Here is a 15,052-nt window from a genome sequence, read left to right on the forward strand (position 1 = left end):
GGAGGTGAATGATGGCGAGGATCGCCCGTGAGGTGCGCCAGTTGTATGCGATGTGCGCGGCGGCGATCGTGCTCGGCCGCGCCGATCTCGACGGTGCCGACGACGCCGGCTTCGACCTCGATCTGGCGGTGTTCACCGTCGGTCAGGCGGCGGAGATCGCCGACATCCACCCGCAGACCCTGCGCCAGTACGACCGCGTCGGCCTGGTCACGCCGCAGCGCACGGAGGGCGGTGCCCGCCGCTACTGCCTGCGCGACATCGACCGCCTCGTGCAGGCGCAGCGGCTGAGCCAGTCGGAGGGCATCAACCTGGCCGGCATCACCCGCATCCTCACGTTGCAGGAGGAGAACCGCCAGCTGCGCCGTCAGGTCAGGCGGCTTCAGTCGGCCGGCGAGGAGAGCGTGTTCGCGGCCGGCCGCGACGGCGACATCATCGAAATGCAGCGGTCCAACAGCGCACGCATGTGGCGTCGCGCGATCCGCACGCAGACGCGCGAACTGCCCGGTCGCCCGCATCGTCGCGTCGACGCCGACCCCGATTCCAAATCGATCGTGCTGTGGCGCTGAAACGCGCACGAAACGGCCTCGCGCCACGTCAGTCGACGTGACGCGAGGCCGTTTGCGTCTGCCGCGTTTCACGCCGCGGCAGACGCGCGTTTCACGTGAAACGCTGTGAAACATGGCAGTTGCGTGTGCGGTTCCGTTACTTTCGTGGACGATTCTGTGATGATTCGTGTCGTGTCTGTCGTGTCGATTTGGTGAGATGGAGACCGGAACGACGACCGGCAGCGACACCTGCCGAAACCTCGTCGAATGGTCGAAACGGACGGAGGAATCATGCAGCTCAAAGCCGTGTTCTGGGATCTCGACGGCACGCTCATCGACTCGGAGCCGCTGTGGCATGACGGCGAATTGGAGATCGCCGCGGCGAACAACGGTCACTGGACCGAGGAACTCGGCTGGGAGTGCTCCGGCACGCCGGTGCCCGACGTGGCGCGCCGGATGATCGAACATGGATGCACGCTGAGCGTCGAGGAGATCGACAAGCAGCTCAAGGCCTACGTGTTCGAGCACGAGAAAATGCACATGCCGTGGATCGACGGCGTGCTCGACACCTTGCGCTCGCTCAAGGAGGCCGGAATCCCGACCATGCTGGTGAGCACCTCGCCGCGCCCGATCGTCGAGAACGTGCTCGACGCCGCGCCCGGACTGTTCTCCGGCTACGTGTGCGGCGACGACGACGCCAAGCACAAGCCGTCGCCCGAACCGTACCTGCTCGCCGCCAAGAAGCTCGGCATCGCGCCCGAGAACATGGCCGAATGCGCGGTGTTCGAGGACACGCCCGTCGGCCTCGCCGCGGGTGCCGCGTCCGGCGCGACCGTCATCGCGCAGACCTGCACGATCCGCACCGACACGTCGAACGGTCCGCAGTTCACGTCGGTCGACGGATATGACGGCATCGACGCGGAGGCGATCGACGCGATCGTTCGCCGTCGTCTCGCCGCCCTCGCCGCCGAAGCGTGACACGACGCGCCCTTCCCGCGAAGGCGGGTGGGGGAGAGGTGGAGGTCTTGCGGTGCAGTGCGGTGCGGTGCAGCGGTGCGGTGCGGTGACGCGGTGACGCGGTGATGTACGGTGACGCGCGGTGCGGTGGCGCAGCGCGGTGTGGCACGGTGATGCGGTGTGGCGCAGCGCGGTGTGGTGACGCGGTGACGCGGCCGGAGGCCCGGTTTCCTAGTCGTTTCTTATAGGGGCTGCTGGTATGGTGATGGACGGCTGATTCGCGGCCGTCCGTCCGATACCGGCGGCCCCTTACATATGCAATAGGAAACGCCGCAGCAACTGCGGCACCCGCAATAGGAAACACGGAAATACATGGGTTTTGTACATTTCATCATCGAACTGCTGAAGGATCCGCGCGCGGCCATCGCCGGTTGGATCGCGATGGGCGTTGCGCCCACGCTGGGCTTCATCTTCCTCATCATCTTCATCGAAACCGGCGTGGTGTTCTTCCCGTTCCTGCCCGGTGACTCCCTGCTCTTCGCCGCCGGCGTGTTCGCCGCGCCCGATGCCGCAACCGGCCAGGTCGCGCTGCCGCTGCACTACCTGCTGCCCGTCGTGTGGTGCGCGCCGATCATCGGCGACCAGTGCAACTACTTCATCGGCCACTTCTTCGGCCGTCGCATCATCGCCTCCGGCAAGGTCAAGGCCATGACGCCGGAACGCATCGCGAAGACCGAAGCGATGATTGAGAAGTGGGGTCCGCTCGCCGTGTTCCTCGGCCGCTTCTTCCCGTTCATCCGCACGTTCATGCCGTTCATCTCCGGTATCTCCGGCATGCGCTGGCGTCGATTCACGCCGTTCTCCATGCTCGGCGGTCTCGTCTGGTCGTCCTTGTTCACGCTGCTCGGCTACTTCTTCGGCAACATTCCCGCCGTGCAGAAGCACTTCGAGCTCGTGATTGTGCTCATCCTCGCCGTCTCGCTGATCCCGACGATCGTCGGCCTCATCAAGGCGAAGTTCGGCAAGAAGAAGGGAGCGTCCGACGATGATGCGTCCGCCGGTTCCTCGACCGACGGCCTTCACGTGCCCCACCACGTCGCCGCGGCCGAGTGATCGTCGGGGTGATTGCGACTTCCCGGGCGTGTCGAGTTGCGAAATCCTGAACTCGGGATAGTATTGGTCGAGTTGTCCTGCGGAGCAAGACAACAAACCAAGGGGCTGTAGCTCAGTTGGTAGAGCGCTTCGTTCGCATCGAAGAGGTCGTGGTTTCGATTACCATCAGCTCCACAAACCCTCCGGATTCCACCCCGGAGGGTTTTTCTTTTTGTAATCTTGCCCGCTTATCTGTTGGCAGTTGTCGGCTTCGCCGACCCAAGCTACAAACGGTCCACTGGACCGTATGCTTCACGGCTTGGCCCCGGAGGGTTTTTCTTCACGGCTTGGCCCCGGAGGGTTTTTCTTTTTCGTGATTCCCGGGCCGTTGGCTGCCGGTCGCTGTGCTCTCCCTCCCGCTGGCGGGAGGTGGCGCGCAGCGCCGGAGGGTGGTCGCGGCTGGAGACGCCGTGGTGTCGGAGGGTGGTCGCGGGCCACAATCCGACGCGTCCGCCAGTGCCGGGCTGGTTGGTGCGGGCGAGCCGGTCGGTGCGGGCGCGGGGCCGGCCGTTTTCAGACGTGGGCCGGCCGGTCGTTCAGACATGGGCCGGCCGTTTCAGGATGCAGGCGGCGGGCGCGTGCAGTGCGCGGCTCCCCATACCCCGCTCTCCGCTCTCCGCTTCCTATGCCCCATACTCCGCGTCCTACGTCCCGTGTCCCGGTCGGGTCTGCTCCACAACACGTGCCGGAGAGCCTGTTGTGGAGCGGCATCCCGCCGCGACCCCCGCGAAAACCCCTGTTTCCAGCGTTCCCGGCCCGTAAACCGCGCCACAACTCCCCGGAATCCTGGGTTCCGCTCCTGTTGTGGAGCGGGCCTGCTCCACAACAGCCGCCGGTATCGTTCCCGCCGCGAGTTGTGGAGCAGAAGGGCCCTCATAACGCGCCACAACTCCCGGGACCGCCTCTTGCGACCATGTTGTGGCGCACCGCTGCTCCACAACACCATTCCCGCACAGCGTTGTGGAGCACAGGGACATCCCCAGGTTCAAAGGCCGGCCTCCCGCATCACCCCGGGAGGTCGCTCCCTGTCCGGCCGCTCCTCCCTGGCGTCAGAAATCCCGGATGAAGCCGTTGTTCTCCAGGATTTATGACGCTGGGGGGACTGAGCGTCAGAAATCCCGGACGACGGGGCCGTTCTCCCGAATCCGGGACGCTGAGAAGTGCTCAGCATCCCAAAATCCGGACGAAGCCACTCATCTCCGGGATATATGACGCTGGGAATGACTCAGCGTCAGGAATCCCGGATGAAGCCGCTCGTTTCCCGAATCTGGGACGCTGGGAATGGCTCAGCATCCCAGATTCCGGACGATGCCGCTTATCTTCGGGATTGCTGGCGCCGGGGCGCATATATCGACGTATGTCGTCCTGCTGGTGGCGGAGGTTGTGGCATCCACCCTCGGGGAGGGGGTGCCCGGTGTCTGCCCGCCCGCGGCCACCCTCCGGCGCTGCGCGCCACCTCCCGCCAGCGGGAGGAAGGATATACCGTTGCCCGCGTCATCTCGCTGCGCGCCACCTCCCGCCGGCGGGAGGAGGGTGAGGGATGCGACTCGCGTGGTCTGCCCGCTCGTGACCATCCTCCGGCGCTGCGCGCCGCCTCCCGCCAGCGGGAGGGAGATGGCAGTGTCGGCTCGTGTGTGCAGCTTCGCTGCCGGCGGGAGGCGATAAAGAGAGCGCTCGCTGTCGCTGGTATCCATTCGCACAACGGGACGCGACCTGGCGAGGACGCGAACTGGCGGTGACGTGACCTGGCGGATACGTTTCGGCGGGGACGAGCCCGTGGCTCGCATCCATCCGTACAACGGGACGTGGTGCCGCACCGTAGGGGCCGTAGGGTAGGCTTGTTCCCCGGCGGAATCATGCGGAAATCATGCAAATGCGGAGGTGCATCATGCCCGGAATCGTTCTGATCGGCGCCCAGTGGGGCGACGAAGGCAAAGGCAAGGCCACGGATCTCATCGGCACGAAGGTCGATTACGTCGCCCGTTTCAACGGCGGCAACAACGCGGGCCACAGCGTCGTCGTCGGCGACGAATCGTACGCGCTGCACCTGCTGCCCTCCGGCATCATCAATCCGAACCTCACCCCGGTCATCGGCAACGGCGTCGTCGTCGACCCGGAGGTCCTGTTCGAGGAGATCGACGGTCTTGAGGCCCGCGGCATCGACTGCTCGCACCTGCTCGTCTCCGAAGCGGCGCACATCATCGCGCCGTACCACCGCACGCTCGACAAGGTGACCGAACGCTTCCTCGGCAAGCACAAGATCGGCACCACCGGCCGCGGCATCGGCCCCGCCTACGCGGACAAGATCAACCGCGTCGGCATCCGCGTGCATGACCTGTTCAACGCCGACCACCTGCACGACAAGGTCGAGGCCAGCCTGCACCAGAAGAACCAGATCCTCGTCAAGCTGTACAACCGTCGCGCCATCGACGTGGACCAGACCACCGACGAGCTTTTGAAGCTCGGCGAGCGTCTCAAGCCGTACGTCGCCAACACGGGCCTCATCCTCAACAAGGCGCTCGACGAGGGCAAGACCGTCCTGTTCGAGGGCGCCCAGGCCACGATGCTCGACGTGGACCACGGCACCTACCCGTTCGTCACCTCCTCCAACCCGACCGCCGGCGGCGCCTGCACGGGCACCGGCGTCGGCCCCACGAAGATCACCCGCGTGATCGGCGTCGCCAAGGCGTATGTGACCCGCGTGGGCGAGGGCCCGTTCCCGACCGAGCTGTTCGACGAGTCCGGCGAATGGCTGCGCCAGCAGGGCCACGAGTTCGGCGTGACCACCGGCCGCCCGCGCCGCTGCGGCTGGTTCGACGCGGTCGTCAACCGTTACGCGAGCCAGGTGAACGGTCTGACCGACATCGTGCTCACGAAGCTTGACGTGCTCACCGGCTTGAAGGAGATTCCGATCTGCGTCGCCTACGACGTGGACGGCGAACGCCACGACGACATGCCGACCGACCAGGCCGCCTTCGCCGCCGCGAAGCCGATCTACGAGACCATGCCCGGCTGGGACGAAGACATCTCCGGCTGCCACAGCTTCGACGAGCTGCCCGCCACCTGCCAGGCGTACGTGAAGCGTCTTGAGGAGCTGAGCAACTGCCGCATCTCCGCGATCGGCACCGGCCCGCAGCGCGACCACATCATCTCTGTCCACTCGCTCATCGACTGACGCCGGCCCGTCCGCCGAGCCGATATGGCCGTCACGACCGAACAGCCCGAGTATTTCGCCGAGCCCGATCCGGCGACGCAGGAGATGACCGCCGCGCACGCCCGCTCGTACGCGGCGGGCGTGCCGCATCCGAAGGGCGCCGCCGCCGCGGCCGACCCTCCCGCGATTCCGCTCGCCCCCGCCAAGCGCGTGCAGGCGCAGTTCAACCCGCTCGCCGACGGCATGATCTATCTCGTCGTGTTCGTCGGCGGCTGCGTGGGCACCGCCATGCGCTACGCCCTGTCGCTGCTGCTTCCCGCGCCCGCCGCCGCGCACGGCTTCTTCAGCGCGTTCCACACGGCCACGTTCCTCGCGAACATGATCGCGTGCCTCATCTTCGCGTTCGTCTCCACCTACATGTCGCAGGCCGCGTGGATCCGCAAACGCGTGCGACAGCTCGCCTCGCGCGGCATCGGCATGGGCATGTGCGGCGGTTTCTCCACCCTGTCCGCGATGGTCATCGAGGAGCTCACCTCCATTCACGCCGATCAAATCGGCGGCTTCCTCTTCTATATGTTCGCCAGTTTCGCGGGCGGTCTCATCGTCGCCGCGACGGGCGTGCGTCTCGCGCTGGCGGCGTCCTCGCGCCGCTCCGCGCGCGTCGTCGCCGATGCGCTCGCCGCCGCTTCCGGCGCGGCGGGTCCCGCGCACGCCGCGCCGAAGCGTGACGTCGACGACGTCGCGCTCGCCGACAAGCCGATCATGGTCGGTGTTTCCGATGATTCCGGCGTTCCGGGCGATTCCGGCGACGGTTCCGCGATTCCGTCGTTCGAACCGGCGCCGATCACCGATGAGATTCCGATGGTCGGCGATCCCGTCACCGGCGACGCGCATGGGGAGGCGACGCGATGACGTTCCTGCTCGTCTGCCTGTGCGGCGGTCTCGGCGCGGTGACGCGCTTCATCGTGAACACGTCGGTGCAACGCTGGTGGAACCGCGCGTTCCCGCTGTCCACGTTCATCATCAACGTGATCGCCACGTTCTGCGCGGGCATCGCCGCCGGCGCCTACGCGTCCGCCACCGTCGACCATCACGCGTACCTGCTGTTCGTGACCGGATTCCTCGGCGGATTCTCGACGTTCTCCACCGCGATCAACGAGATGGTATCGCTCACCCGCGCCGGCCGCTACCGCATGGCCGCGTTCTACTGCGCGATGACGATCCTCGTGCCGATCCTGTGCGTGGCCGCCGGCTGGTGGGTCGCCTCCCTCGGCTCGTGACTATCTTGGCCCCCTCTGCGGAGGGGGCTGTCCGCGTCAGCGGACTGGGGGAGAGACAGCGGCCGTAGGCCGCGGGAAAATTGAATCGGCCTTCGGCCGATGACGGATCTCCCGCGGACTGCGGCCGCTTTTTTCTCTCCCTCCGTCATCGCTTCGCGATGACACCTCCCTCGTCAGAGGGAGGCACCCGATTCTGTAACGTGGGCGACATGATGTAATGCCCGCGAAACCAAACGCGGGGCCGCGTCATACTCGGGTAATATGCGGCCCTCACGGTAACTCGCGGGAAACCGGAGCATAACGGCGTGCGCGGTTTGCCTCTCTAGGTTGTGAAGCACATCCAGAGAGGACATCCACATGACAGCCGTGAACATCATCGAACGGCGTCGTCGGATGGGATTGTTGCGCTCGTCGCTCTGCGCGGCGGCATTGACCCTACTGATGGCGTTCTGTTTCACACCACCCAACCAAGCCCAGGCGGCCGAAGCCGTCCCCACCTGCAACCCGTCCGCCACGAACGGATGCGTCAACGGCATCCTGCAGGACGCGTCCAAGAAGCCGATCGCCGGCGTCGAACTGAAGCTCAGCGGCGCGGAAAGCGCCACGACCACGACCGACGCGAACGGCAACTGGGCGTTCAGCGTCGGCAAGGACGGCTCGTACACCGTCACGATGGACGAGTCCGTCGCCAAGGAGCACGGCCTCAAGGCCGCGACCGCCACCGTCAAGGTCGAGAAGAACAGCTTCGACGCGGCCCGCCAGGTGGTCCGCTTCGACAAGCCCGCGCCCGCCGCGAGCGGGTCGGGCGGTTCCGGCTCCGCGTCCGGCAAGTCCGGTTCGAGCGCGTCCGGTTCGACCTCCTCGACCACCGCCTCGTCCGACGCCGGCGGTGCCGGCGCGAACATCGGCGCACGATTCTGGCAGCAGCTCTACTCCGGCGTGATCTTCGGCCTCATGCTCGGCCTCATGTCCGTCGGCATGAACCTCGTCTACGGCACCACCGGACTGAGCTCCTTCTCGCACGGCGAGCAGGTCACGCTCGGCGGTCTCATGGCGTTCGTCGGCACGCAGATCCTGCACTGGCCGCTCGTGCCCGCCGCAATCGCCGCGATCGCGATCGGCGGTCTCACCGGCTGGATCCAGAACGAGATCGTGTGGGCGCCGCTGCGCCGCAAGCACGTCGGCACCATGCAGCAGATGATCGTCACGATCGGCCTGTCGATGGCGTTGCAATACCTGTTCCAGTTCTTCTTCGGCGGCGACATCAAAGGCATCGTCAAATCCGTGCCGAACAGCTTCCAGGTCGGCCCGGTCACCACCGATTCGCCGACGCTCATCTCGGCGGGCATCGCGATCGTCGCGATCGTCGGTGTGAGCCTGTTCCTCTACCGGACGCGACTCGGCCGCGCGACCCGCGCCGTCTCCGACAACGCCGCGCTCGCCGCCGCATCCGGCATCAACGTCGAACAGGTCGTGCGCATCGTGTGGATCATCTCCTGCGCGATGGCCGCACTGTCCGGCGTGCTGCTCGGCGTCTACCTGAACGGCATCTCGTGGAACACTGGCGCGACGCTGCTGCTCCTCATGTTCGCCGCCGTCACGCTCGGCGGCCTCGGCACCGCGAACGGCGCGCTCGTCGGCTCGCTGATCATCGGCGTCGTCGCGGACATGAGCTCGCTCGTCATCCCCAACGACATGCGATACGCCAGCGCGCTGGCGATCCTCATCATCGTCCTGCTGGTGCGTCCGCAGGGCATCTTCGGCAAACAGCAAAGGGTGGGCTGAGACATGGACATCATGACCATCATCACCAACACGCTGGGCGAGCTCATCGCGCCCACCACGGCGGCGTACGCGCTCGCCGCCATCGGATTGAACATCCACTTCGGCATGACCGGACTGATGAACATGGGCCAGGCGGGTTTCATGCTGCTCGGCGCGTACGGTTTCGCGATCACGCAGTCGATGGGCGCGAACCTGTTCACCTCCGTGTGCGCGGCGATCGTGCTCGCCGTGATCTACGCGCTGCTGCTCGGCATTCCGACGCTGAAGCTCGGACCCGACTATCTCGCCATGGTCACGCTGGCCGCGGCCGAGATCATCCGCATCATCGGCCGTTCCACCGCGATGACGAAGCTCACCGGCGGCTCGGCCGGCATCTCGCCGCAGGACTTCACCACGAAGTTCGAGAACCTGTCGCCCCTGCCGGACGATTCGACCACGTTCCTGTTCTGGACGTATTCGAACAACATCGCGAACTCGTGGTGGCTGCGCATCGTCGCCTGGGTGCTCGTCGCGATCGCCGCCGTGCTGTGCTGGCGCTGGTTCCGCTCCCCGTGGGGCCGCGTGCTCAAGGGCATCCGCGAGGACGAGAACGCGATCCGCTCGCTCGGCAAGAACGTGACCGTCTACAAGATGCAGGCGCTCATCATCGGCGGCATCTTCGGCGCGCTCGGCGGCATCATCTTCGTCCTGCCGCGTTCCGTGCAGCCCGATTCGCTGGGACGCGCGGTCACGTTCTACGCGTGGACGATCCTGCTGCTCGGCGGCGCGGCCACGATCTTCGGGCCGATCATCGGCTCCTGCCTGCTGTGGGTGCTGCTCACGTTCGTCAAGGAGCTGATGCGCGGCGCGATTCCCGAAACCGTCATTTCCTCCAACCAGGTCGAATCGCTCGGATGGGTGATCGTCGGCGTCGCGCTGATGTGCCTGGTGATCTTCAGACCGCAGGGTCTGCTGGGAGACCGAAAGGAGCTGGCCTTCAATGTCTGAGAAAACGTCTAAGAGCACGTCCGGAGCGCCCGTGTCCGTGCCGGCGAAGGGCATCCAACCCGGCAAGCCGTTCCACGACCTCGCCAAATGGGCCACCAAGGCCCCGGAGGGCGAGCACCTCATCTCCACCGCGTTCGGCGACAAGGTGAAGGAGGATCTCAAGTTCGTGCACAACGAGCCCGGCGTGCACAAGCCCGATCCGATCCTCGTGGCCGACAACGTGACGCGCCGGTTCGGCGGCATGACCGCCGTCAACGTCAAGCACTTCGAGATCGAACGGCACGGCATCACCGCGCTCATCGGCCCGAACGGCGCCGGCAAGACCACGTTCTTCAACCTGATGACCGGCTTCGACGCCCCGAACACGGGCGCATGGCGGTTCGACGGCAAGGACCTCGCGCACGTGCACCCCGAGCAGGTGGCGCGCATGGGCATGGTCCGCACGTTCCAGCTGACCAAGGTGATGAGCCGCCTCACCGTGCTCGACAACATGCTGCTCGGCGCGCCCGTCCAGCCCGGCGAAGGCCTGTTCCGCGCACTCGTGCCCGGCCTGTGGAAGAAACAGGAGAAGGCGAACGTCGAGAAGGCGGAGGCGCTGCTCGAACGTTTCCTGCTCATCAAGAAGAAGGACGATTTCGCCGGTTCGCTCTCCGGCGGCCAGAGGAAGCTCCTCGAAATGGCGCGCGCGCTGATGAGCGACCCGCAGCTCGTCATGCTCGACGAGCCGATGGCCGGCGTCAACCCGGCGTTGAAGCAGTCGCTGCTCGACCACATCCTGTCGCTGCGCGAGGAGGGCACCACCGTGCTGTTCGTCGAACACGACATCAACATGGTCCGCCACATCGCCGACTGGGTGACCGTCATGGCCGAAGGCAAGATCGTCGCCGAAGGCCAGCCGAAGAGCGTGATGAACGACCCCGCCGTCATCGACGCGTACCTCGGCGCCCACGCCAACATCGACCTCGGCGACGACTCGGTGATGGACCTCAAGGAAAGCGAGGAACACTGACATGACCGCTACAGCATCGGCACCCGCCGCGTCCGCGACCGACACGCGCCCGCGCTCCGAAATCCACGTGGGCGAGCCGGAAGGCGAACCCCTCCTCGACGCCGTCGACCTCGTCGCCGGATACATTCCCGGTGTGAACATCCTCAACGGCGCATCCCTCACCCTCCACGAAGGCGAGATCGTCGGCATCATCGGCCCCAACGGCGCCGGCAAATCCACGCTCCTCAAATCACTGTTCGGACTCGTCCACATCCACTCCGGGCACCTGATCCTGAAAGGCGAGGACATCACCAACCTGCGCGCCGACAAGCTCGTCTCGCTCGGCGTCGGATTCGTGCCGCAGACCGAGAACGTGTTCCCGAGCCTCACCATCGCGGAGAACATGCACATGGGCGCCTACCAGGCGCCGAAGAAGTTCAACGAACGCTTCGACTACGTGTGCTCAATCTTCCCCAGACTGGGGGAGCGCAAGGACCAGCTCGCCGGCTCCCTGTCCGGCGGCGAACGCCAGATGGTCGCCATGGCCCGCGCCCTGATGATGAACCCGTCCGTGCTGCTCCTCGACGAGCCGTCCGCCGGCCTGTCGCCGATGCTCCAGGACGAGACCTTCATCCGCGTGCGCCAGGTCAACAAGGCCGGCGTCTCCGTCATCATCGTCGAACAGAACGCCCGCCGCTGCCTGCAGATCTGCGACCGCGGCTACGTCCTCGACCAAGGCCGCAACGCCTACTCCGGTCGCGGCCGAGACCTGTTGGAAGACCCCAAGGTCATCTCGTTGTATCTCGGCAACCTCGAACAAGAGGTCGAGGCCGAGGGCCAGTGACCCCGTATCCGGCCCCCTCTGACGAGGGGGCTGTCGGCGAAGCCGACTGGGGGAGAGACCCCCGATCGATTCCCCACCGGCCATCGCTCCGCATCACACGTTCATATTCGCTTGAATAGAGAGGAAGCAATCATGAACAGCAAGAAGAAGATCCTATTCACCGCCACGGCGGCCGTCGCAGCCGCCATCATGGCGCTCGCCGGCTGCGGCTCGTCCAGTTCGTCGTCCGGCGCCTCCGGCTCCGGCTCGTCCGGCAAGAAGGACGCGTTCGTGCTCGGCGGCCTGTGGCCCGACACCGGCTCGCTCGCCTACCTGGGGCCGGTGGAGCACGGTGCCGAGAAGCTCGCCGTCAGCGACATCAACGCGGCCGGCGGCGTCCTCGGCAAGGACGTGACCACCACCGACGCCGACACCTCCGACGCGGACCACGCCGATCAGAACACGTCCGCCGTGCAGTCCGTACTGTCGAAGAACCCGTCGTTCGTGATCGGCCCGGCCTCCAGCGCCGTCGTCAAGAACGTGTACAAGACCATCACCGAACAGAAGATCCCGATGCTCTCCATGGGTGCCACCAGCTCCGACTTCTCCGGCCTGAGCCCGTACTTCTTCCGCACTGTCCCTCCGGACACCGTGCAGGGCACCGTGCTCGGCCAGGTCATCGCGCAGGACGGCGTGAAGAACCTCGCCGTCGCGGTGTTCAACGACGAGTACGGCACCGGTCTGCGCGACACGGTCGTCAAGACCGTCAAGGACGCGGGCGTGAACGTCGTCTACGGCGAGAAGGACGCGTTCGACCCGACCGAGACGAACTTCTCGTCAATCGCCACCGCGATCAAGGCGAGCAACCCGGACGCCGTCGCCGTGATCGCGTTCGACCAGACCAAGCCGCTCGTCAAGGCGTTGAAGAGCGCCGGCGTCGACACGCACAAGCTGTACTTCGTGGACGGCAACACGTCCGACTATTCGAAGGTGTTCGACGCGGGGCTGCTTGAAGGCTCGAAGGGTACCATTCCGGGCGTCCAGGCCTCCGACGACTTCCAGAAGCAGCTCGTCGACGCGTACGGCAAGGACATCGACAACTTCACCTACGGCGCCGAAACGTATGACGGCATCATCCTCGCAGCGCTCGCCGCGCAGAAGGGTGGCAGCGCCGACGGCGAAACCATCCAGAAGAACATGGCTGCCGTCTCCGGCGCGAACGGCGGCACCGAATGCACGTCCTACAAGGAGTGCCTCGCCGCGTTGAAGTCCGGCAAGGACATCCACTACAAGGGCGTGACCGGCATCGGACCGTTCAACTCCAGCAACGATCCGAGCTCCGCCAACATCGGCGTGTACAAGTTCGACGCCAAGAACGTGCCGAACTTCGACCACGCGCAGGAAGGCAAGGTTCCGACCAAGTGAGGCCGGTCGGGCAAGCCTGAACAGACGGGCCGAGCTACGAGGCCGGTCGATGCGCTCCGTGCGCACCGACCGGCCTCGCGTCTCTCCGGGCTCTCCGGTCTTTTTCCCCCGGTCGATTCCCGCCTGTTCAGCCTCAGCCGCGGTTGTCGAACATCTGCAGCAGCATCTTGCTCGGCTCGAGCGCGTATACCGTGTGCGGCAGGCGCGCGCTCAGGTAGACGATGCCGCCCGCCGTGAGCTCGACCTCGCGCTCGCCGCCGCCGATGCGCAGCCGTCCTTCGAGCACCTGGATCGTCACGGGCATGGCCGCGGTGTGCTCGCTCAGCGCCTGGTCCTTGTCGAAGGCGAACAGCACGGCGCGCAGCCCGTCCTCGCGCAGCACCGTGCGCGACACGGTCGCCTCCTCCTGGATGTCGATCAGCGAGGCCAGGTCGGCGACGTAGCCCAGATGCGGTTCGACGGTGATGGCGTGCCCTTCGGCATCGCGGCGGCATGTTCCGTGCCCGCCTCCGCACTTGCACTGGTGTCGTGCGGGCTGCGGCTGTGCGGGCTGCTTGGTCTCGCTGGTGGTCTGGGTGGTCTCATCTGCCATGATGCGCTCCCGTTCATCGGTCCTGTCGGACGTATGGTTGTTTCGTCACCGTCCATTATCGGGGCTTCCGATGGCGGAGGCCGGCTGAGGGCGGGGGAAAATACAAAAAGACCGGATCTTTCGATTCCGGCCTTGTCTGTGCCCCCGCAGGGATTCGAACCCTGGACACGCTGATTAAGAGTCAGCTGCTCTAACCAACTGAGCTACAGGGGCGTAGTTGGTTCCTTTCGGAGAGCCCCGAGTGAGAATTGGACTCACGACCTCTTCCTTACCAAGGAAGTGCTCTACCACTGAGCTATCGGGGCGTGGCGGATAGTGGATTCGAACCACTGAAGCACGAAGCGGCTGATTTACAGTCAGCTCCCTTTGACCGCTTGGGAAATCCGCCGATCCGTTCCCTCCGCGGCCAGACCTTTCGGCCCGACCCCATAAAGGCAACCTGAACATAATGGCACGTCATCGTGTATTGCGCAAGTCGGCACGTCGCACGGTCCGTCATGTCGCGCTGGTTCCGTCGTGCCGTCACAGTCGCGTCGTGCCGTCACGGCCACAGCGCCCGTCATCATCGCATTCACGATGATGACGGCATGAGTTCACCTGCACGTGGTCGAACACACATCCTGCGGAAACGAGCGCGGAGTACACCGGATACCGATAACGATGAGGTCCGGCCCCAAGGGGCGGAAGGAACAAAGGAGCGGTCATGCAGAACAGCAACCATTATGATGCGTATCACTACAACACGGCGCACACCGACGACAACCAGTACGACGCCTACATGTACGACGAGTACGGCATCGAACGCTAATCCTCGCCTATTCCTGCGGCATTGTCCGTGGCCAGATCGTCACGGCCGGCCCGCACGTCGTCCACCCACATGACGAACGCCTCGGAAGGCGCGATGCCATGCTGTTCGTCGCAGACGATGGGATCATAGGCATAATGGGCACGGTAGCCGCCGGAGGCCGCATGGTAGCGACCTCGGATCTGGGTCGGACAGTCGTGGTCGTTCGCGAAGCACAGGTCGCGCAGCTTTCCCAAGTCGCCGGTGCCCAACTCCAACACCTGCAATCTGATTGACTGGTCGTCGACCACATCCCGCAGGTATCGGACCTCCCCGTCCACGCGGAAGAACACGTTGAAGGCCGTCATACAACCCTCGATGGATCCGTATATGTACACATCCTCCACGTTGGCGTCGCCGACGGCCTCCAAGGCAAGCGCGACCAGACCTGCCTGGATGTCCATGAAATCGTCTTCGAATACGGCCATGCTGCCCTCCTTGCGGATACCAGCTACAGGTTACAGCAGCATGCCGAGAGTTTGGTGGGCAAGTAGACGGGCTCGGTGACGGGCCTTCGCGG

General features: G+C 65.4%; 13 protein-coding genes and 4 tRNA genes. 12 read left to right on the forward strand and 5 right to left on the reverse strand.

The window, feature by feature from the left end:
- Nucleotides 1-11: 11 nt before the first annotated feature.
- From BSTEL_RS06655 to BSTEL_RS06710, 12 genes are all read left to right on the forward strand, one after another.
- Nucleotides 12-566 (forward strand): heat shock protein transcriptional repressor HspR, encoded by a 555-nt coding sequence (locus tag BSTEL_RS06655; RefSeq protein ID WP_034529079.1) that lies wholly within the window; start codon nucleotides 12-14, stop codon nucleotides 564-566.
- A 270-nt stretch (nucleotides 567-836) separates the two neighbouring features.
- Entirely contained in the window at nucleotides 837-1,523 is a 687-nt protein-coding gene (locus BSTEL_RS06660; protein WP_034529081.1) for an HAD family hydrolase, read from the forward strand.
- Nucleotides 1,524-1,874: 351 nt separating this feature from the next.
- The gene (locus tag BSTEL_RS06665; RefSeq protein ID WP_051922922.1) at nucleotides 1,875-2,615 is read left to right on the forward strand and encodes a DedA family protein; all 741 of its coding nucleotides are present in this window, start codon (nucleotides 1,875-1,877) and stop codon (nucleotides 2,613-2,615) included.
- A 101-nt stretch (nucleotides 2,616-2,716) separates the two neighbouring features.
- Nucleotides 2,717-2,789 (forward strand) — tRNA-Ala (locus BSTEL_RS06670).
- 1,753 nt (nucleotides 2,790-4,542) lie between these two features.
- Complete coding sequence (locus BSTEL_RS06675) at nucleotides 4,543-5,829, forward strand: adenylosuccinate synthase (protein ID WP_034529083.1); 1,287 nt, start codon at nucleotides 4,543-4,545, stop codon at nucleotides 5,827-5,829.
- A gap of 24 nt (nucleotides 5,830-5,853) precedes the next feature.
- Nucleotides 5,854-6,720, forward strand: a complete 867-nt coding sequence (locus BSTEL_RS06680; RefSeq protein WP_051922923.1) for a fluoride efflux transporter FluC — start codon at nucleotides 5,854-5,856, stop codon at nucleotides 6,718-6,720.
- On the forward strand, nucleotides 6,717-7,088 hold the full coding sequence (locus BSTEL_RS06685) for a fluoride efflux transporter FluC (protein WP_034528648.1): 372 nt from the start codon (nucleotides 6,717-6,719) through the stop codon (nucleotides 7,086-7,088). The genes BSTEL_RS06680 and BSTEL_RS06685 overlap by 4 nt, the downstream gene beginning before the upstream one ends.
- A gap of 357 nt (nucleotides 7,089-7,445) precedes the next feature.
- Nucleotides 7,446-8,873, forward strand: coding sequence for an ABC transporter permease subunit (locus tag BSTEL_RS06690; RefSeq protein ID WP_034528651.1), 1,428 nt, complete (start codon nucleotides 7,446-7,448; stop codon nucleotides 8,871-8,873).
- 3 nt (nucleotides 8,874-8,876) lie between these two features.
- A complete protein-coding gene (locus BSTEL_RS06695) occupies nucleotides 8,877-9,860 on the forward strand; it encodes a branched-chain amino acid ABC transporter permease (protein ID WP_034528654.1) in 984 nt (327 codons plus the stop codon).
- Entirely contained in the window at nucleotides 9,853-10,869 is a 1,017-nt protein-coding gene (locus BSTEL_RS06700; RefSeq protein WP_084686155.1) for an ABC transporter ATP-binding protein, read from the forward strand. Before BSTEL_RS06695 ends, BSTEL_RS06700 begins: the two co-directional genes overlap by 8 nt.
- A 1-nt stretch (nucleotide 10,870) precedes the next feature.
- Complete coding sequence (locus BSTEL_RS06705; RefSeq protein ID WP_034528655.1) at nucleotides 10,871-11,692, forward strand: ABC transporter ATP-binding protein; 822 nt, start codon at nucleotides 10,871-10,873, stop codon at nucleotides 11,690-11,692.
- A 132-nt stretch (nucleotides 11,693-11,824) separates the two neighbouring features.
- Nucleotides 11,825-13,096: an ABC transporter substrate-binding protein gene (locus BSTEL_RS06710; RefSeq protein WP_034528658.1), complete on the forward strand. Its 1,272-nt coding sequence runs from the start codon at nucleotides 11,825-11,827 to the stop codon at nucleotides 13,094-13,096.
- A 133-nt stretch (nucleotides 13,097-13,229) separates the two neighbouring features.
- Here the strand turns inward: BSTEL_RS06710 and BSTEL_RS06715 are convergent, their stop codons facing one another.
- From BSTEL_RS06715 to BSTEL_RS06735, 5 genes are all read right to left on the reverse strand, one after another.
- The gene (locus BSTEL_RS06715) at nucleotides 13,230-13,688 is read right to left on the reverse strand and encodes a cupin domain-containing protein (protein ID WP_238567646.1); all 459 of its coding nucleotides are present in this window, start codon (nucleotides 13,686-13,688) and stop codon (nucleotides 13,230-13,232) included.
- Nucleotides 13,689-13,827: 139 nt separating this feature from the next.
- A tRNA-Lys gene (locus tag BSTEL_RS06720) sits at nucleotides 13,828-13,901 on the reverse strand.
- Nucleotides 13,902-13,921: 20 nt separating this feature from the next.
- Nucleotides 13,922-13,993: transfer RNA gene (locus tag BSTEL_RS06725), tRNA-Thr, on the reverse strand.
- Between the two features lies 1 nt (nucleotide 13,994).
- Nucleotides 13,995-14,076: transfer RNA gene (locus tag BSTEL_RS06730), tRNA-Tyr, on the reverse strand.
- Nucleotides 14,077-14,492: 416 nt separating this feature from the next.
- A complete protein-coding gene (locus BSTEL_RS06735; protein ID WP_034528659.1) occupies nucleotides 14,493-14,960 on the reverse strand; it encodes a hypothetical protein in 468 nt (155 codons plus the stop codon).
- Between the last annotated feature and the right edge of the window lie 92 nt (nucleotides 14,961-15,052).

The sequence above is a fragment of the Bifidobacterium stellenboschense genome, assembly GCF_000741785.1.
GTDB lineage: Bacteria > Actinomycetota > Actinomycetes > Actinomycetales > Bifidobacteriaceae > Bifidobacterium > Bifidobacterium stellenboschense.